16 protein-coding genes and 1 tRNA gene are annotated in these 17904 nt (G+C 66.2%); 11 read left to right on the forward strand and 6 right to left on the reverse strand.

The genetic code is table 11. The annotated features are described in order from the left end of the window. Positions 1 to 78 precede the first annotated feature (78 nt). On the reverse strand, positions 79 to 1128 hold the full coding sequence (locus tag LXM88_RS22005; RefSeq protein ID WP_047899337.1) for a LysR family transcriptional regulator: 1050 nt from the start codon (positions 1126 to 1128) through the stop codon (positions 79 to 81). Positions 1129 to 1554: 426 nt separating this feature from the next. Between LXM88_RS22005 and LXM88_RS22010 the strand changes: the two genes are divergently transcribed. Beyond that, positions 1555 to 2568 carry a D-2-hydroxyacid dehydrogenase family protein gene (locus tag LXM88_RS22010; RefSeq protein ID WP_262538994.1) on the forward strand — a complete coding sequence of 338 codons (1014 nt, stop codon included), beginning with the start codon at positions 1555 to 1557 and terminating at the stop codon, positions 2566 to 2568. Between the two features lie 59 nt (positions 2569 to 2627). Here LXM88_RS22010 and LXM88_RS22015 read toward each other — a convergent pair whose 3' ends face one another. Both LXM88_RS22015 and LXM88_RS22020 read right to left on the reverse strand, forming a co-directional pair. Next, positions 2628 to 3494: a patatin-like phospholipase family protein gene (locus LXM88_RS22015; protein ID WP_047899338.1), complete on the reverse strand. Its 867-nt coding sequence runs from the start codon at positions 3492 to 3494 to the stop codon at positions 2628 to 2630. Between the two features lie 8 nt (positions 3495 to 3502). Next, a complete protein-coding gene (locus LXM88_RS22020; protein ID WP_027785770.1) occupies positions 3503 to 3907 on the reverse strand; it encodes a PaaI family thioesterase in 405 nt (134 codons plus the stop codon). A gap of 190 nt (positions 3908 to 4097) precedes the next feature. On the opposite strand from LXM88_RS22020, the gene LXM88_RS22025 reads away from it, so the two are divergent. From LXM88_RS22025 to LXM88_RS22045, 5 genes are all read left to right on the forward strand, one after another. Then, positions 4098 to 4173 (forward strand) — tRNA-Lys (locus LXM88_RS22025). A gap of 244 nt (positions 4174 to 4417) precedes the next feature. Then, entirely contained in the window at positions 4418 to 4888 is a 471-nt protein-coding gene (locus LXM88_RS22030; RefSeq protein ID WP_262538997.1) for a helix-turn-helix domain-containing protein, read from the forward strand. A gap of 1 nt (position 4889) precedes the next feature. Continuing rightward, the gene (locus LXM88_RS22035) at positions 4890 to 5471 is read left to right on the forward strand and encodes a PIN domain-containing protein (RefSeq protein WP_262538998.1); all 582 of its coding nucleotides are present in this window, start codon (positions 4890 to 4892) and stop codon (positions 5469 to 5471) included. 389 nt (positions 5472 to 5860) lie between these two features. Continuing rightward, entirely contained in the window at positions 5861 to 6910 is a 1050-nt protein-coding gene (locus tag LXM88_RS22040) for a DUF3592 domain-containing protein (RefSeq protein ID WP_262538999.1), read from the forward strand. 166 nt (positions 6911 to 7076) lie between these two features. Further along, positions 7077 to 7355, forward strand: a complete 279-nt coding sequence (locus LXM88_RS22045; RefSeq protein WP_262539001.1) for a hypothetical protein — start codon at positions 7077 to 7079, stop codon at positions 7353 to 7355. 89 nt (positions 7356 to 7444) lie between these two features. Here the strand turns inward: LXM88_RS22045 and phnY are convergent, their stop codons facing one another. Next, a complete protein-coding gene (phnY, locus tag LXM88_RS22050; RefSeq protein WP_262539002.1) occupies positions 7445 to 8899 on the reverse strand; it encodes a phosphonoacetaldehyde dehydrogenase in 1455 nt (484 codons plus the stop codon). 29 nt (positions 8900 to 8928) lie between these two features. Then, on the reverse strand, positions 8929 to 10167 hold the full coding sequence (phnA, locus tag LXM88_RS22055; protein ID WP_262539003.1) for a phosphonoacetate hydrolase: 1239 nt from the start codon (positions 10165 to 10167) through the stop codon (positions 8929 to 8931). Positions 10168 to 10376: 209 nt separating this feature from the next. Between phnA and LXM88_RS22060 the strand changes: the two genes are divergently transcribed. From LXM88_RS22060 to LXM88_RS22080, 5 genes are all read left to right on the forward strand, one after another. Continuing rightward, positions 10377 to 11432 carry a putative 2-aminoethylphosphonate ABC transporter substrate-binding protein gene (locus LXM88_RS22060; RefSeq protein ID WP_262539004.1) on the forward strand — a complete coding sequence of 352 codons (1056 nt, stop codon included), beginning with the start codon at positions 10377 to 10379 and terminating at the stop codon, positions 11430 to 11432. A 97-nt stretch (positions 11433 to 11529) separates the two neighbouring features. Next, positions 11530 to 12621 carry a putative 2-aminoethylphosphonate ABC transporter ATP-binding protein gene (locus LXM88_RS22065; RefSeq protein WP_262539005.1) on the forward strand — a complete coding sequence of 364 codons (1092 nt, stop codon included), beginning with the start codon at positions 11530 to 11532 and terminating at the stop codon, positions 12619 to 12621. Continuing rightward, positions 12618 to 14345 carry a putative 2-aminoethylphosphonate ABC transporter permease subunit gene (locus LXM88_RS22070; RefSeq protein WP_262539006.1) on the forward strand — a complete coding sequence of 576 codons (1728 nt, stop codon included), beginning with the start codon at positions 12618 to 12620 and terminating at the stop codon, positions 14343 to 14345. Before LXM88_RS22065 ends, LXM88_RS22070 begins: the two co-directional genes overlap by 4 nt. A 48-nt stretch (positions 14346 to 14393) precedes the next feature. Beyond that, positions 14394 to 15524 carry a 2-aminoethylphosphonate--pyruvate transaminase gene (locus LXM88_RS22075; RefSeq protein WP_262539007.1) on the forward strand — a complete coding sequence of 377 codons (1131 nt, stop codon included), beginning with the start codon at positions 14394 to 14396 and terminating at the stop codon, positions 15522 to 15524. A gap of 129 nt (positions 15525 to 15653) precedes the next feature. Continuing rightward, entirely contained in the window at positions 15654 to 17042 is a 1389-nt protein-coding gene (locus tag LXM88_RS22080) for an FAD-dependent oxidoreductase (protein ID WP_262539008.1), read from the forward strand. Positions 17043 to 17143: 101 nt separating this feature from the next. On the opposite strand, the gene LXM88_RS22085 is transcribed toward LXM88_RS22080, so the two are convergent. Next, positions 17144 to 17872 (reverse strand): phosphonate utilization associated transcriptional regulator, encoded by a 729-nt coding sequence (locus LXM88_RS22085; protein ID WP_262539009.1) that lies wholly within the window; start codon positions 17870 to 17872, stop codon positions 17144 to 17146. Positions 17873 to 17904: the final 32 nt, after the last annotated feature.

Consider the following 17904-nt stretch of genomic DNA (forward strand, 5'->3'; position numbering starts at 1 on the left):
ATAAAAAAACGCGGATCGATCGCTCGATCCGCGTTTTTTCTTTGTGCCGGCGGCAACCGCCGCCCGGCCGTCGCGCCGTTACAGCGGCGACGGCACCGCAACACGCGTGCGTGTCGAACGCGGCAGGCGCGGCGACAGGTTCGGGTCGGCCGATTCGGGCTGCTCCGCACGCGTCTCGACGCCGATCGGTGCGAGCGTCGCACCCTGCGCGGCCCACTGCTCGCCGATCGTCGCATCGGTCGCGTGACTGAAATACTCGACGAGGTGGTCGATGAACGTGCGCACCTTCGCGGGCAAATGGCGCCGGCTCGGGTAAGCGATGTTGATTTCGACCTGCGGCAGCCGGAAATCCGGCAGCAACCGCACGAGCGCGCCGCGTGCGATGTCGCTGCCGATCAGGTAGCTCGGCAGGATCGCGACGCCCATCCCGAGCAGCGCGAACTGGCGAAGCATCGCGGTGTTGTTCGCGACGATCACGTTGGTCGGGCGCACGCGCACTTCGCCGTCCGGCCCCGTGAACACGCGCTCGTCGCCCCAGTATTCGGCCGGCAGGCTCAGGCTCGGGTGCGCGACGAGCTGCTCCGGATGGGTCGGCACGCCGTGCTTCTCCAGATAGCTCGGCGTCGCGCACACGGTCATGCAGCCCGTGGTCAGCCGCCGCGTGACGATGCTCGCGCTGCGCATCTGGCGCGTGACGACGATGCCGACGTCGAAGCCCTCCTCGACGAGATCGACCTGCCGGTCGACCAGCGTGAGATCCGGCACCACTTTCGGGAAATTCTCCGTGTACGTCTGCAGCACGGGCGCGAGGTTATGCAGGCCGAACACGACCGGCGCGACGATGCGCAGCGTGCCGACCGGCTCGTGATTGCGCGCGACGACCATCTGCTCGACGTCCTCGAGCTCATCGAGGATCTGGCGAGCACGCTCCAGATAGACCTGACCCGACTCCGTCAGGGAAAGGCTGCGCGTGGTGCGATTGAGCAAACGCGTGCCGAGCCGGCCTTCGAGATCGGCGACGTGACGCGTCGCGACCGCGTTGGAAATATCCATTGCGCTCGCGGCCCGCGCGAAACTGCCGAGATCTGCAACCTTGACGAACACGCGCATCGACTGCAAATGATCCATAAACGACTCCTGCCGCTGTTACAACTTCAAAAAGATGAAGCAAATGCGTAATTCTCCTACGACAGCGGAAATGATGCAGAGTTGCTCAACAAGGCGCTGGTTGACGATAAAAATAGTCAAAAATCCTCGCCCTCTGCGGATAGTTGATCCAATTATTCTGATTGGAGCAACAATTGGGTGAACCTCGTCGAGTAAGCGGCCGAATCAGGAAGGACGTATTTGATGCGACACAACAGCGCACCCTTGCGCACCGCACACGAGCGGCGCCGGGTAAGGCTGCCGCCAATTGCGGCGGAGCGTAACAACCTGTTAAAAAGACACCACCAAGGCGGCCGACGTAGCATCATGTCGGCCCCGGCCGGGCGGGACGGGTGCGCGACGTGCACCACCGCCACTGCCGCTTTCAACGCGCGACACCCGTTCACCATGAAAATTGCCATCCTCGACGACTACCAGGACGCCGTCCGCAAGCTGAACTGCTTCGAGATGCTTGCCGGCCACGACGTGAAGGTCTTCAACAATACGGTGCGCGGCCTGGGACAACTCGCAAGCCGTCTGGCGGAAGTCGAGGCGCTCGTGCTGATTCGTGAACGGACCCCGATTTCGTCGCAACTGCTCGCCAAACTGCCGAACCTGCGCATGATCAGCCAGACCGGCCGCGTCTCGAGCCACATCGATCTCGAAGCGTGTACCGACCGCGGCATCGCGGTGCTCGAAGGCACCGGTTCGCCGGTCGCGCCCGCCGAACTGACCTGGGCGCTCGTGATGGCCGCCCAGCGCCGCATTCCGCAGTACGTCGCGAACCTGAAGCAGGGCGCATGGCAGCAGTCGGGCCTGAAGACGTCGGCGCTGCCGCCGAACTTCGGTCTCGGCCAGGTGCTGCGCGGCCAGACGCTCGGCATCTGGGGCTACGGCAAGATCGGCCGGCTCGTCGCCGGCTATGGCAAGGCGTTCGGGATGAACGTGCTGATCTGGGGCCGCGAGCATTCGCTCGAAGCCGCGCGCGCCGACGGCTACATGGCCGCCGAGAGCCGCGAGGCGCTGTTCGAGCAGAGCGACGTGCTGTCGCTGCACCTGCGCATGCACGACGACACGCGCGGGATCGTCAAGCAGGAAGACCTGATGCGGATGAAGCCGACGTCGCTGCTCGTCAACACGAGCCGCGCGGAGCTGCTCGAGGAAAACGCGCTCGTCAACGCGCTGTCGCACAACCGGCCGGGGATGGTCGCGATCGACGTGTTCGAGAGCGAGCCGATCCTGCAGGGCTACAGCCTGCTGCGGATGGAGAACGTGATCTGCACGCCGCACATCGGCTATGTCGAACGCGAAAGCTACGAGCTCTATTTCAGCGCGGCGTTCCGGAACATCCTCGCGTTCGACGACGGCGACATGTCGAGCGTCGCCAATCCGGAAGCGCTGACGCCGATCCGCAAGCGCTGATCGCGCGGGCTGCGCACATCACGCGCGGCCCCGCGGCCCCGCTGCTCCGTTCCCCGCCTTCAGGCGGCCACGCGGCCGCCTGTCATCGCATCGACGCGCGTGAGGAAGTGCTCGCCGTCGCGCCGCCCGAGGTCGTACGCATGCCGCATCTGCGACGGGCTCGTGTAATCCCAGCTCGAAATCGGCACCTTGCTCGACGGCTGCACGTACAGCCGCCGCTGGTCGCCGTGCGCGACCGTGAACATCTGCGGACGCGGATACAGCCGCGTGACCAGCACCAGCACGTCGCCCGGCGACGGGTCGAGCGCGTCGACCGGCACGTTGTCGACCATCCCGCCGTCGAGCACCGGCCGGCCGCCGCGGCGCAGCACCGGCGTGAACGGCGGCGTGCAGGACGACTGCAGGATCAGGTCGGCGAGTTCGTCGACTTGCGTGCAGGCCTGCGCGCGCACGAACTCGGGCCGAAAGCCGAGCGTGCGCCCGAGCGTCGGGTGCAGCGTCTTGCGCACGTACTTCTCGATGTTGTACGCGACGAGGCCGGCCGCGACCGCGCTGCGCGCGCCGAGCCAGCGCGGCACGTGCGACACGCCGATGCGGATTTCCGGCGCCGCGGCGAGCTTCGCGAACGGCTCGCCGTAGATGTCGAGCAATGCCTGACGGTAGATGCGGTAATGCGGAAACACGGGCTCGCGCCCGAACAGGTTGCCCCAGTACGCGTTCTTCCGGTTGTGGCGCAGCGCCTCTTCGTAATAGCGCATCACCCACGCGGCGTCACGCGTATACAGCATGCACGCGGTCGCCGCGCCGGCCGAGATGCCGGTGATCACGCGCGGGCGCAGGCCGAGGGCCGGCTGCGCGACGTCCCAGAAGCCGGCCTGCCACCAGCAGCGATTGCCGCCACCCGCAAAGACGATCTGGTCGAACATCGCGCTGCTCAGCTGACGAGTGCGTAGGTCGACGTCGCGTGGACGGCCATCTTGCCGTCCTCGTCGAACAGTTCGACTTCGCCGAACACGAGGTTGCGGCCCATCCGCAGCACGCGCGCGGTGACGAGCACGTCGCCCTTGCGCACGGGGCGCATGAAGTTCGTGTTCAGCGACACGGTCGTCATCGGCCGGAACTCGCCGAGCGCGGCCGAGATCGCGACCACCATCGCGGTGTCGGCGGCCGCCGTGAACACCTGGCCGCAGATCACGCCGCCCGAATGGCGGAATTCGCCGGAAAACGGCAGGCGCAGCGTGACGCTGTCGTCGCCGATCGATACGGGGACCAGACCGAGCGAGCGGACCCACGGGGCCAGCAGGCGATCCAGCAATTCGCGGACTGCGTTTTCGTCCATCTTCGAATGTCCAGAAAACGTTGCGCGACCGCCGCGCAACGCGTGTGGCGTCATCATACCGGGAGCGCGCAAACTGCGACCGCTCGTTACCGCGGCGACAGCCGCCGTTGGCGTGACGAAATATTTTTGAGAAATTTGCACAAAGGGCTTGCCATGCCCCTAAAACCCGTGCATAATCTTTCTTCTGTTGGGGGCGTTAGCTCAGTTGGTAGAGCAGCGGACTCTTAATCCGTAGGTCGAGTGTTCGAGTCACTCACGCCCCACCAGGAATTCAAAAGGCCGGTCAGCGCAAGCTGACCGGCCTTTTTCATTTCCGCGGCCCGCTCGGCACCAGATCCGTGCGATCAACGTTCCCCCATATCACTCCGACCAGTTCACTCGCAAATCCAGCGCTATCATTCAGTTATTGCACTTGTTGCGGTTAATGCAGATAGGCGCTACGCTTACAACCGCGTGCGCGGTTGTAAGCGTAGCGCCATCCGGTTTTGATAATTTGAGAGAGGAAAACGTATGCGCACCGTAGATCGGATTCGAGAGATGACGCCTCCGCCGATGACGGAGAAGGATCTGGAAATGGCTCGCGTGGCACAGCGCTGCATCATGGAAGCCTTGGATCACTCGCGCGCGGCACAAATCATCCTGACAACGGACACGGGTGAACACCCATCAATCGCCGTCCCTCCTGCCTCCCTAAAACTAATCGGGCAACTACTTGGTGCAATGAGCGAAGGCCGGAAAGTCACCCTTATGCCTGCAAACCGCGAATTCACGACGGTGGAAGCTGCACATTTCCTCAACGTATCGCGCCCCTTCGTTATCAAGGAAATCGAGGCCGGCCGGATTAACCACCGTATGGTCGGAACCCATAGGCGAATCGCATTTGATGACCTCGTGAAGTACGCGCGCCAAATGCGCGAAAAGCAGGATGCTGCGTTGGATAAAATGGCTGACAACGCACAGGAACTCGGGCTGGACTATTGATATGGCCGGCTATGCACGCTACACCGCGCTACTTGACGCGTGCGTTCTATTCCCGATCGCGGTTGCTGACTCGTTGATGAGCCTAGCAACCACGGGGCTTTTCGCTGCGAAATGGACGCGGCGCATCGAACAGGAATGGATAGCCAATCTCGAAGAATTTCGCCCACAACTGAAAGGAAAACTCGGCGTGCGGCGAGACAGCATGCGGGAAGCCGTACCAGACTGGGAGGTTGTCGAATCCGCCTGGACACCACTCGTCGGGAATGTGCCCCTGCCCGATCCGGACGATCAACACGTTCTAGCAGCGGCCCTCGCAGGTCATGCTGACTGTATCGTGACGGCCAATTTGCGTGATTTCCCGGCAGAGACAGTCAGCCCTTATGGCATTGAAGTCATCCATCCGGACCGATTCATCATCAATCAATGGGATTTAGATTCCATTGCAGCCATGTCTGCATTCAAACGCATGCGCGCGCGCTGGAAAAAGCCACAAGCAACGCCCGAAGATTTCGCTCAGGCGCTTGAGCGCAACGGCCTGCCGGCAACCGCGCAGCGGATAAGGGAAGCGGCCGATCTCATCTGATCCGGCTTTCTACGATCGAAGACATACACAAAGTGCTCGCGTCCTCACGCGAATAGCAGATGCAACCGATTGTAGGGCGCGAAGGTTAAAAAGGCGTTGATTGCAAAAGGATTTATGCTTGTCACGTAAACTTTTGTTCGAGTCACTCACGCCCCACCAGGAATTCAAAAGGCCGGTCAGCGCAAGCTGACCGGCCTTTTTCATTTCCGCGCGCCGCGCTCGTGGCGCGCGTTCCCCTCTCGCGGTGCGCGTTCCCCTCTCGTGGCGCGCGTCCCCCTCTCGCAGTACGCTTCCGCACGCCCCTTCCGCATCGTTTCCGCTAGAATCGTCCGACAAATATCACACGACCGGCTCAGGCACTGCCGTTTGCCCGCCGGCACTGAGAGAACATGGGACGTCAGACATGGAAGCATGTGAACGAGACGCGACCATTCAGAGGGCATGGTTGCGCCGATATCGGCCTCTCCGTCGGGGCACGCCGCTCCCCCGATCGCACCCGAATCCGCCGCGCGACGCACAAGCCGGATCCGGCCATGCCGGGTAAGGACGCGCTCGCCGCGCTGGCGCTCGGCGTCGTGCTGCTCGTGCTGGCAGGCGTGCTTGCCGTCACGACCGGCCGCGCGACCGGCCACCTGGTCCGCACGCCGGGCACGGTCGTGCGCATCGTGCAGGACAGCGACGCGATGCGCGCGTACCGGCCGATCGTCGCCTACCTCGCGAACGACGGCCAGCGCCGCGAAATCGCCGGCAATACCGCGTCGACCGTCCCCGCGTACGACATCGGCGAGAACGTCGACGTCTTGCTCGACCCGACCCATCCCGACCGCCCCGCACTGATCGACGATTTCGCGCAACGCTGGTTCCCGGCCGCGGTGTCGGCGCTGCTCGCCATCGCGTCGTTCGCGATCGGCGGCCTGCTGATCGCCGGCGAGCGCCGCCGCCGGCCATCCGACCCGCCGCCGACCCGCGCCGCACGCAAGCAGGCGCGGCGCCGCTGGGATATCGCGATCGTGCTGATTCCGATCGCGATCGGTACGGGCTTCCTCGCCGGCGCCGGCGCGACCGGCCTGCGTCAGTGGCAGATCGTCCGCCATTACGCGCACTCGACCGGCCATGTCGTCGAGATCGCGAAAAACGCGCGGTCGTCCCGGGCACGCATGTCGCTGTATTCGGCGATCGTCGCGTTCACGACCGACAGCGGCCGCCAGATCACGTTCGCCCAGGGATCGGCGTCGTCGCATCCGGGCCTGCGTGAAGGCGACGCGGTCAACGTGCTGTACGACCCCGTCACACCCGAGCGCGCGATCGTCGACCGCTTCTGGGATCGCTGGGGCCTCACGGCCATCCTGTTCGCGATCGGCGCGCCGTTCCTCGCGGCCGGACTGTTCGTCGCCGCGACGCTGTGGCCGGACCATCGGCCGCACGAAGCCGCTCAATGACGAGCGCGCGCCGGCCGCGTGCGGCGCGCGATCGTACGACGATTCGTTACCGGCGGTTACAGAAGCGACACGGCGGTATCACCCATTCGGCACGCGCTACGTACCATGGAGACAGGTGAACCGATTGCTCGCGGGCCTTGCCACCCGCGAATGGAGTGAACGGCAAATGAAACGCATCCTGTTGTCCTTTGCCCTCGGCGTCGCGGGCGCCTGCCTGTCGGCAAGCGCGTTCGCGCACGCCGACATCGGCGTGTATTTCGGCGTGCCGGGGCCGGTGATCGAGGCGCCGCCGCCTGTCTACTACGCGCCGCCGCCGCCCGTCGTGTACGAGCCGGCGCCGGTCTATTACGGCCCGTACTACGGCGACTATCGTTACCGCCGCTACCGGCACGACAACGGCTGGCATCGCGGCTGGCGACATCACCACGACGACGACGACGATTGACCGTCGCCTGGCGGCCGTCGCGGCCGCCTCCCGCCGGGGGACATCTCGCGCGCCGGCCTTCGAGCCGGCGCGTCCGCATCACACGCCGCTTACCACGGCAGCGAATACGTCTTCGTATTCGTGAAGCTCTTCATCGCTTCCTGCACGCCTTCCTTGTAGCCGAGCCCCGAATCCTTCACGCCGCCGAACGGTGTCAGTTCGAGCCGGTAGCCCGGCACCTCGCGCACGTTCACGCTGCCGACTTCCAGCTCGGTGATGAAGCGCGTGATGTTGTCGAAGCGGTTCGTGCAGACCGATGACGACAGCGCATAGTCGGTGCTGTTCGACATCCGGATCGCTTCGTCGATGTCGCGAAAGCGCATGATCGGCGACACGGGGCCGAACGTCTCGTGCTTCACGAGCGGCATGTCGGGCGTCACGCGATCGATCACCGTCGGCGAATACAGCGCGCCGTCGCGCACGTTGCCGACCAGCAGCCGCGCACCGCGCGCGATCGCGTCGTTCACCTGCTGCTCGCAAAACTTCGCGGCCGCTTCGTCGATCACGGTGCCCATGTCGACCGACGGATCGGCCGGATTCCCGTACGACCACGCACGCGTCTTCTCGACCACCAGTTCGGTGAAACGATCGGCCACCGCTTCGTGCACGAGCATCCGCTTGATCGCCGTGCAGCGCTGCCCGGAGTTCTTGTACGAACCCGACACCGCAAGCGTGCTCGCTTCGTCGAGATCGGCGTCTTCCATCACGATGATCGGATCGTTGCCGCCGAGTTCGAGCACCGCGCGCCGGTAGCCCATCCGCGCCGCGATCGACTTGCCGATCGATACGCCACCGGTGAACGTGATCAGGTCAATCGCCGGGTTCGTGATCAGTTCGTCGGCGATTTCCGTCGGGTCGCCGGTAAGCACCTGCAGCATCTGCGGCGGCAAACCGGCTTCGTACAGGATGTCCGCGAACAGGAAGCACGACAGCGGCACCTTCTCCGACGGCTTCACGACGATCCGGTTGTTGGTCGCGACCGACGGCACGATCTTGTGCGCGACCTGGTTCATCGGGTGGTTGAATGGCGTGATCGCCGAGATCACGCCAAGCAGCGGGTCGCGCTGCGTGTACACGCGGCGCTTCTTGCCGTGCGGCGTCAGATCGCACGAGAAGATCTGCCCGTCGTCCTTCAGCACTTCACCGGCGCCGAACGTCAGCACGTCGGCCACGCGGCCCGCTTCGTACGTCGAATCCTTGATGCACAACCCGGCCTCGGCCGTGATCAGCGCCGCGATCTCGGCGGTGCGCGCGCGCACGATGTCGGCCGCGCGGCGCAGGATCGCCGCGCGATCGTGGCGGGTGAGCGTCGGCCGGTACGCGCGAGCGACCGCGAATGCGCGCCGCACGTCTTCCAGCGTCGCCTTCGGCACGGTGCCGACCAGCGAGCCGTCGTACGGGTTGCGCACGTCGATCACCGCGTCCCGATGAATCCGTTCGCCGTCGATTCGCAGTGCTTCGCGACGAATCTCGCGGACGGCCGTCGATGCTGCAATGGCGTTCATGAGTGTGTCCCCTTGCGGATGCGTGCGCATCACTGCAGATGGTTGAGCGCGATGTCGATGATGTCGAAGTTGCGCAGCCGCGCGCGGCCCGTGACGTCGGTGGCGACCGGCTTGCTGAAGATCAGCGGCACGATCTGCTCGGAGATCCCGCCGTGCGAGCGCAGCGGCACGTCGAGCCCCGACAGGTCGTGCTTGATGCGGCGCGTGCCGAGCACGACGTCCTGCTTCGAGATCACGATCAGGTCGCCCATCCGCTCGGGCGGCAGCTCGAAGCGCGCGCAGCCCTCGGCACCCGTCAGCACGACCTCGATGCCGTCGACCGCGGCGAGCCGCGCGCGCAGCGCATCGGCATCGGCCGACGCCGGCACGTAGACGGTCGCGAACGAACCCAGTGCGCCGTGGTGCACGACGTACGGATCGGTGATCGGCAGGATCACGCGCGCGGCGTCGTGGCCAATCCACTCGTCGAACAGCTCCTGCAGGTAGATCACGTTCGGCTCGCCGGTTTCATCGTCGTGCTTCGCGTTCATCCCGTGGTCGGCCGTGATCGCGACGATCGCGCCGAGCGCGTCGAGCCGCTGCAGGTACGTGTCCATCATCGCGTAGAACGCGTTCGCGCCGGGCGTGCCGGGCGCGCACTTGTGCTGCACGTAGTCGGTCGTCGACAGGTACATCAGGTCGATCGGGCGCGTCTCGAGCAGGCGCACGCCGGCCGCGAACACGAATTCCGACAGGTCCGCGCTGTACACGCTCGGCACCGGCTTGCCGACCAGCGCCAGCACGTCGTCGATGCCGTTTTCCTCGATGCTCGCCTCGTCGGCCTTTTCCGACGAGAAGCAGATGCCCTTCAGCCCCTTGCCGAGCAGGCGCCGCAGCTTGTCCTTCGCGGTGACGACCGCGACGCGCGCGCCCTGTTCGGCGAAGGTCGCGAGCACGGTGGGCGCGACCAGGTACTTCGGATCGTTCATCAGCACCTCGGCGCCGGTGTCGCGATCGTAGAAGTAGTTGCCGCTTATCCCGTGGATCGCCGGCGGCACGCCCGTAACAATCGACAGGTTGTTCGGGTTCGTGAAGCTCGGCACCACGCATTCGCCCTTGAGCGCCGTGCCGGGTTTCAGCAGCGTGCGCAGGAACGGCGCGACGCCGGCCTCGGCCGCTTCTTCCAGATATTCGTATGCGCAGCCATCGACGCAGACGACCACCACGGGCCGGCTCATCCAGTTGTAGCGGCGGCCGTTCACTTCCACGGATACAGGCGTTTCAGTCATGACGTTCATTCCTTTCGGTTCGAAGGGGTTGAGCCGTCGGCGCCCGCGCCGCGCCGATGGGAGGTGTTTTCCATGCTTGACATTAAAATTGATGATTTGTAGATTGTCAACAACATGCAGAGAACAGAAAGCAAAACGACGTAGCAAAGAGAGGGCTGGTCTCCACTCATCCGCCGCGTGCCGCGGCGCCACAGTCAAGGGGTCTGAAGATGAACGAAGTGCCGGTAAACAAGCGTTTGAACGCATGGGCAGCGGGCGCGGCCCGCTTCGCGCTGGCCGCAGCGGTCGCGTTCGGCGCCGCGCAGGCGGCGCACGCGAAGACGTCGCTGCTCGTCTACACCGCGCTGGAAGACGAGGCGATGAAGCCCTACAAGGACGCGTTCGAGAAAGCGAACCCCGATATCGAGATCCGCTGGGTGCGCGATTCGACCGGCTCGGTCACCGCGAAACTGCTCGCGGAGAAGAACAACCCGCGCGCGGACGTCGTGCTCGGCCTCGCCGCGTCGAGCCTCACGCTGCTCGACTTGCAGGGCATGCTGATGCCGTACACGCCGAAGAATTTCGACCAGCTCACGCGCAAGTACAGCGACGCGAACACGCCGCCGCACTGGGTCGGCATGGACGTGTGGGGCGCGACGATCTGCTACAACCGCGTCGCCGCGCAGGCGAAGAACATCCCGAAGCCGACGTCGTGGGAAGACCTGACGAAGCCCATCTACAAAGGCGCGATCGTGATGCCGAGCCCGGTATCGTCGGGCACCGGCTACCTCGACGTGACCGCGTGGCTGCAGACCTTCGGTGACGACAAAGGCTGGAAATTCATGGACGCGCTCGACAAGAACGTGGCGCAGTACGTGCACTCGGGCTCGAAGCCGTGCACGCTCGCCGGCACCGGCGAATTCCCGATCGGCATTTCGTTCGAGTTCCGCGGCCACGAACTGCAGGCGCAGGGCGCGCCGATCGATCTCGTGTTCCCGAAGGAAGGGCTCGGCTGGGACATGGAAGGCACCGCGATCATGAAGACGACGAAGCAGCCCGACGCCGCGAAGAAGCTCGCCGACTTCATGGCGAGCAAGGACGCGAACCAGATCACCGCGCGCTGGTGGGCGATCGTCGCGTATCCGGGCGTCGCGCGCAAGCTGGCCGGCATCCCCGACAACTATTCGGACCTGCTCGTGAAGAACGATTTCGTGTGGTCCGCGAAAAACCGCCAGTCGATCCTCGACACGTGGCAGAAGCGCTACGGGGCGAAAGCGCAGCAGTAACGTCGCGACCGGCTGCGGGGCCGCGCCGCGCGCCGCCCCGCGTCACCCTTTCCATCGTCGAATCCGGCCCCCGGGCCGCCCCAGCATGGAGGCGCGCATGGCACCTTATCTGAGCGTAGAACGCATCGAGAAGCGGTACAACGACACGCAGGTCCTCACCGACATCGACCTGAGCGTGATGAAGGGCGAGATGATCTGTTTCCTCGGGCCGTCCGGCTGCGGGAAGACCACGCTGCTGCGGATCATCGCGGGGCTCGAGACGCAGAACGCCGGCCACATCATGCAGGACGGCCGCGACATCTCGCGGCTGCCGCCGCAATTGCGCGACTACGGGATCGTGTTCCAGTCGTATGCGCTGTTTCCGAACCTCACCGTGTACGACAACGTCGCGTACGGGCTCGTGAACCGGAAGATGAAGCGCGACGCGATCCACGAGCGCGTGCATACGCTGCTCGCGCTGGTCGGCCTGCCCGACAGCCATCGCAAGCATCCGGGCCAGCTGTCCGGCGGCCAGCAGCAGCGCATCGCGCTGGCGCGCGCGCTCGCGACGTCGCCGGGCCTGTTGCTGCTCGACGAACCGCTGTCGGCGCTCGACGCGCGCGTGCGCGTGCGGCTGCGCCAGGAGATCCGCGCATTGCAGCAGCGGCTCGGCGTGACGACGATCATGGTCACGCACGACCAGGAAGAAGCGCTGTCGATGGCCGACCGCATCGTCGTGATGAACCACGGCGTGATCGAGCAGATCGGCACGCCGCTCGAAATCTACCGGCAACCGGCATCGCCGTTCGTCGCGGACTTCATCGGCCGCGTCAACACGATTCCCGCCGAAGTCGCGCAGGACGGCACGTTGCGCGCGGGCACGGTCGGCCTCGACTGCCGCCATGGCGCCGCGCGGCCCGCGCAGGGCGCGGCGGTGTCGGTCTACGTGCGGCCCGAGGACTTGCGCATCCGCGTGCCGGGCGAGACGGCCGACAACGTGCTCGCGGGCCGCGTCGAGAAGCTCGAATTCCTCGGCGCGTTCTGCCGCGTGAGCTTCCGGATCGACGGGCTCGACGGCCAGGAGATCGTCGCCGACCTGTCGTATCACGACGTCGACCGCACCGGCGTGCAAGCCGGCGCCCGCATCGACCTTGCGCTCGATCGCGAGCATGTCCGCGTGTTCCCGAGCGCGAAGGAGCGACTGCAATGAGCACCGTCCTGACCGCGCGCCGCCGCGGCGCGTCCGCCCCCGCCGACGTGCGGCAGATCACGCACTGGCACGACCGCATCGCGCAGTTCGCGCTCGTCGCGATGGCCGCGCTGATGTCGCTGTTCCTGCTGCTGCCGCTCGCGCTCGTCGTGCAGAAATGCTTCGTCGACGCGGATGGGCGCTTCGTCGGCGCGCACAACTTCGTCGAGTATCTCGAGGACAGCGGCGTGCTGCGCTCGATGCTGCATTCGCTGACGGTCGGCGCGCTCGTCACGGCGATCGTCGTGCCGATGGCGTTCACGTTCGCATATGCGCTGACGCGCTCGTGCATGCCGCTGAAGAACGCCGCGCGCACGATCGCGCTGCTGCCGCTGCTCGCGCCGACGCTGCTGTCGGCCGTGTCGTTCATCTACTGGTTCGGCAACGCGGGACTGCTGAAGCCGCTGCTGCACGGCCACTCGATCTACGGGCTGCCGGGCATCGTGCTGAGCATGGTGTATGCGTCGTTCCCGCACGTGCTGATGATCCTCGTCACCGCGCTGTCGCTCGCGGACGGCCGGCTCTACGAGGCCGCCGACGCGATGGGCACGAGCCGCACGCGCAAGTTCTTCACGATCACGCTGCCAGGCGCGAAGTACGGGCTGATCAGCGCGACGATGGTGGCGTTCACGATGTGCATCAACGACTTCGGCGTGCCGGTCGTGATCGGCGGCTCGTACAACGTGCTGTCGACCGACATCTACAAGCTGATCATCGGGCTGCAGGACTTCAACCGCAGCGCGGTCGTGAGCCTGATGCTGCTGTGCCCGGCGCTCGTCGCGTTCGGCATCGACTTCTTCATCCGTCGCCGCCAGCAGTCGCAACTCGGCGCGCGCTCGACGCCGTACCAGCCGAAACCGTCGCGCGGCTTCGACGCCGCGATGCTCGCGTACTGCGCGCTCGTGTGCGCGTTCTTCATCGCGGTCGTCGGCATTTCGGTGTTCGCGTCGTTCGTGAAGTTCTGGCCGTACCAGATGAGCCTCGGGCTCCAGCATTACCGGATGGGGCTGATCGGCGCCGGCATCTTCGACGCGTACAAGAACAGCCTGCGGATGGCCGCGACCGTCGCGATCGGCGGCACCATCGTCGTGTTCGGCGGCGCCTACCTGATCGAGAAGACCCGCGGCGCACGCTGGCTGCGCGGCTTCATCAGCCTGTGCGCGATCCTGCCGATGGGCGTGCCGGGCCTCGTGCTCGGCATCAGCTACATCTTCCTGTTCAACGCGCCCGGCAATCCGATGAACGGGCTGTACGGCTCGCTGTGGCTGCTCGCGATCGTCACCGTGGTGCACTACTACGCGTCGAGCCACCTGACGGCCGTCACCGCGCTCAGGCAGATCGACAGCGAGTTCGAGGCCGTGTCCGCATCGCTGAAGGTGCCGTTCTACAAGACCTTCCTGCGCGTGACGGTGCCCGTGTGCCTGCCCGCGATCCTGCTGATCGCGCGCTACCTGTTCGTCAACGGGATGACGACGGTGTCGGCCGTCGCGTTCCTCTACTCGCCGGACACGCAGCCCGCGTCGGTCGCGATCCTGAACCTCGACGACGCGGGCCAGATGGGCCCGGCCGCCGCGATGGCGACGCTCGTGCTCGCGACGTCGTCGTGCGCGTGCTTGCTGTTCGCGTGCATCTCGCACCGCCTGTTGCATCGCACGCAGGCGTGGCGCAACCCGCATCGCCGCTGATCCTTTTGCCGCCTTCACGTGACGTCCCGACTTCATCAAGGAGACACCATGACGCTCGCCGCCCAGCCCATCCTGCTCACCCCCGGCCCCCTGACGACCTCCGAGCGCACGCGCGACGCGATGCTGCGCGACTGGGGCTCGTGGGACAGCGACTTCAACGCGATCACCGCGCGGCTGCGCGAACGCCTGCTGCAGGTCGTGCACGGCGAAGGCACGCACGAATGCGTGCCGCTGCAGGGCAGCGGCACGTTCTCGGTCGAAGCGGCGATCGGCACGCTGGTGCCGCGCGACGGCCACGTGCTCGTGCCGAACAACGGCGCGTACTGCCAGCGCCTCGCGAAGATCTGCCGCGTGCTCGGCCGCCGGCTGACGACGCTCGACTACCGCGAGGACCGCCGCGTCGATCCAGCCGACGTCGAGCGCGCGCTCGTCGCCGATCCGGGCATCACGCACGTCGCGCTCGTCCACTGCGAGACGGGCGCCGGCGTGCTGAATCCGCTGCACGAGATCGCGCAGGTCGTCGCGAAGCACGGGCGCGCGCTGATCGTCGACGCGATGAGCTCGTTCGGCGCGATCGACATCGACGCGCGCACGACGCCGTTCGACGCGGTGATCGCGGCGTCCGGCAAATGCCTCGAAGGCGTGCCGGGGCTCGGTTTCGTGATCGCGAAGCGCAGCACGCTCGAACGCTGCGAAGGCAACAGCCACTCGCTCGCGATGGACCTGTACGACCAGTGGGTCTACATGCAGCGCACGACGCAGTGGCGCTTCACGCCGCCGACGCACGTGGTCGCGGCGCTCGACGCGGCTGTCGCGCAGTACGTCGACGAAGGCGGGCTCGCCGCGCGCGGCGGCCGCTACCAGCGCAACTATCGCGCGCTGATCGACGGGATGCTCGCGCTCGGCTTCCGGCCGTTCCTCGATCCGTCGATCCAGGCGCCGATCATCGTCACGTTCCATGCGCCGGACGATCCGAACTACGACTTCAAGCGGTTTTATCAGGAGGTCAAAAAGCGCGGCTACATTCTGTATCCGGGCAAGCTGACCGAGGTCGAGACGTTCCGGGTCGGCTGCATCGGCCACTTCGGCGAAGCCGGCATTCCGGGCGCCGTCGCCGCGATCGCCGATACGCTGCGGGCGATGGGCGTGCGCCGCGTGTCGGCCGAAGCGGCGGCCTGACGTGACGTGATGCGATGCACCCGGCCGCGTGCCCATGCGCGCGGCCGCCCCCGCCGTGCGTCGCCACGCGGCGGCCAGGTTTTCCGGCCGTGCGCGGCACGGCCCCGACCCTTATTGAAGAACCATCCGATGCGACCCTTCTGGATCGAACAAGCACTGTTCAACGACGGCGATCTCGCCCCCGCGCTGCAGGGCGCAACGCAGGCCGACGTGTGCATCGTCGGCGGCGGCTTCACCGGGCTCTGGACCGCGATCCAGACGAAGCAGCAGAACCCCGCGCTCGACATCGCGATCGTCGAAGCCGACCTGTGCGGCGCCGGCGCGAGCGGACGCAACGGCGGCTGCCTGCTCACGTGGTCCGCGAAATTCCTGACGCTGCGGCGCCTGTTCGGCGAAGCCGAGGCGATCCGGCTCGTGAAGGCGTCGGAAGCGGCCGTCCAGCACATCGCCGATTTCTGCCGCGCGCATGACATCGACGCCGAACTGCGACTCGACGGCACGCTGTACACCGCGACGTCGCGCGCGCAGGTCGGCACGCTCGCGCCGGTGCTCGACGCGCTCGCCGCGTGCGGCATCCACAGCTACGAGCCGCTGCCGCCCGCCGAAGTCGCACGCCGCTCGGGCTCCACGCGCAATCTCGACGGCGTCTACTCGCCGATCGCCGCGACCGTGCATCCCGGCAAGCTCGTGCGCGGGCTGCGCCGCGTCGCGCTCGCGATGGGCATCCGGATCTACGAGCGCACGCCAATGCTCGACTTCACGCCCGGACAGCCGGCCGTCGTGCGCACACCGTCCGGCAGCATCACGGCGGGCAAGCTCGTGTTCGCGATCAACGCGTGGATGGCAAGCCGCTTTCCGCAGTTCGAGCGCACGATCGCGGTCGTGTCGAGCGACATGGTCATCACCGAGAAATGCCCGGAGCTGCTCGAAAAGACCGGGCTCGTGGACGGCGTGTCGGTGCTCGATTCGCGGATCTTCGTCTACTACTACCGCACCACCGCCGACGGGCGGCTGATGCTCGGCAAGGGCGGCAACACGTTCTCGTGGCGCAGCCGCATCGCGCCGGTGTTCGACCGGCGCTCGCCGTACGAGGCGCAGCTCACGCAAAGCCTGCGCGAATTCTTTCCGTCGCTCGCGGGCGTGCCGGTCACCGCGAGCTGGAACGGCCCGTCGGACCGCTCGGTGACGGGCTTCCCGTTCTTCGGCCGCCTCGACGACGCGCCGAACGTGTTCTACGGGTTCGGTTATTCGGGCAACGGCGTCGGGCCGACCTACATGGGCGGGCAGATCCTGTCGTCGCTCGTGCTCGGCCTCGACAACGCGTGGACGCGCAGCCCGATCGTGCGCGGCCCGCTCGGCCATTTCCCGCCGGAGCCGATCCGCTATGTCGGCGCGCATGTCGTGCGCAATGCGATCCGCCGCAAGGAGCGCGCGGAGGACGAAAGCCGGCAGCCGTCGGCCGTCGATACGTGGCTCGCGAAATTCGCGAGCGCGGCCGGGAAGGCCGACAAGGCGTGACGATGCGTTTGACGCCACGATGGTCATGACGCAACGAAAAAGGGACGCTGTGAAGCGTCCCTTTGCTTTTGCGCGGCAACCAGCGCGAGCGTTGCCGGGCCTTATGCGCGCGCGGTTTTCTCCCGCGCCGCCTTGCCCGCTACCGGCAGCCCCTGTTCATGCGTGCGGCGCATCCGCGCGAGGCCGTGCGCGACGTGCTCGCGCACCAGCGCGACGGCCTTCTCCTGGTCGCCGCTCGCGAGCGCCTGCACGATCTTGTCGTGCTCGGCCGCCGACACCGCGATCGCATCTTCCTCGGCCTCGATCGCGGCCTGGCGCAGCAGCCCGAGCTGACGCACGAGCCGGCGGTAGGTGTCGGTGAGGTGCGTATTGCCGACGCCGACGACCATCGCGTCGTGGAACTGCACGTTCAGCTCGGTGTAGCGCGTGACGTCGTGCGTCTTCGCGGCGTCCTTCATCGACTGGATGATGCCCTTCAGCACCTTCAGCGTGTCGGGCGAGATGCGCTTCGCGAGCGCACGCGCGACCGACTCGTCGAGCATCGCGCGCACTTCGTAGATCTCCTCGGCCTCGCGCAGCGGCACGACGCGCACGGTCACGCCGCGGTTCTTCTCGTTGCGCAGCAGGCCGGCCTGTTCGAGCGCGCGAAACGCTTCGCGCACCGGGCCGCGCGACACGTTCAGCTTCGTCGCGATCTCGACTTCGTTGAGCTTCTCGCCGGGTGCGTATTCGCCGGAGACAATCGCGCGCTCGAGCATGTCCTGGACAATCATCGCGAGCGACTGGCTTTGCAGGAGTTCGATGGCGCTGAGCGCGTTCGGGGCAGTCATGGTCGGGCAGGCAGCGGGGCTACGGATGAAAA

Source organism: Burkholderia sp. S-53, assembly GCF_025560745.1.
Lineage (GTDB): Bacteria > Pseudomonadota > Gammaproteobacteria > Burkholderiales > Burkholderiaceae > Burkholderia > Burkholderia pyrrocinia.

Excerpts from the sequence above, each read along its gene's own strand:
- LXM88_RS22005 (WP_047899337.1), bottom strand. The coding sequence starts at position 1,128 with ATGGATCATTTGCAGTCGATGCGCGTGTTCGTCAAGGTTGCAGATCTC.
- LXM88_RS22010 (WP_262538994.1), top strand. The coding sequence starts at position 1,555 with ATGAAAATTGCCATCCTCGACGACTACCAGGACGCCGTCCGCAAGCTG.
- LXM88_RS22015 (WP_047899338.1), bottom strand. The coding sequence starts at position 3,494 with ATGTTCGACCAGATCGTCTTTGCGGGTGGCGGCAATCGCTGCTGGTGG.
- LXM88_RS22020 (WP_027785770.1), bottom strand. The coding sequence starts at position 3,907 with ATGGACGAAAACGCAGTCCGCGAATTGCTGGATCGCCTGCTGGCCCCG.
- LXM88_RS22030 (WP_262538997.1), top strand. The coding sequence starts at position 4,418 with ATGCGCACCGTAGATCGGATTCGAGAGATGACGCCTCCGCCGATGACG.
- LXM88_RS22035 (WP_262538998.1), top strand. The coding sequence starts at position 4,890 with ATGGCCGGCTATGCACGCTACACCGCGCTACTTGACGCGTGCGTTCTA.
- LXM88_RS22040 (WP_262538999.1), top strand. The coding sequence starts at position 5,861 with ATGGGACGTCAGACATGGAAGCATGTGAACGAGACGCGACCATTCAGA.
- LXM88_RS22045 (WP_262539001.1), top strand. The coding sequence starts at position 7,077 with ATGAAACGCATCCTGTTGTCCTTTGCCCTCGGCGTCGCGGGCGCCTGC.
- phnY (WP_262539002.1), bottom strand. The coding sequence starts at position 8,899 with ATGAACGCCATTGCAGCATCGACGGCCGTCCGCGAGATTCGTCGCGAA.
- phnA (WP_262539003.1), bottom strand. The coding sequence starts at position 10,167 with ATGACTGAAACGCCTGTATCCGTGGAAGTGAACGGCCGCCGCTACAAC.
- LXM88_RS22060 (WP_262539004.1), top strand. The coding sequence starts at position 10,377 with ATGAACGAAGTGCCGGTAAACAAGCGTTTGAACGCATGGGCAGCGGGC.
- LXM88_RS22065 (WP_262539005.1), top strand. The coding sequence starts at position 11,530 with ATGGCACCTTATCTGAGCGTAGAACGCATCGAGAAGCGGTACAACGAC.
- LXM88_RS22070 (WP_262539006.1), top strand. The coding sequence starts at position 12,618 with ATGAGCACCGTCCTGACCGCGCGCCGCCGCGGCGCGTCCGCCCCCGCC.
- LXM88_RS22075 (WP_262539007.1), top strand. The coding sequence starts at position 14,394 with ATGACGCTCGCCGCCCAGCCCATCCTGCTCACCCCCGGCCCCCTGACG.
- LXM88_RS22080 (WP_262539008.1), top strand. The coding sequence starts at position 15,654 with ATGCGACCCTTCTGGATCGAACAAGCACTGTTCAACGACGGCGATCTC.
- LXM88_RS22085 (WP_262539009.1), bottom strand. The coding sequence starts at position 17,872 with ATGACTGCCCCGAACGCGCTCAGCGCCATCGAACTCCTGCAAAGCCAG.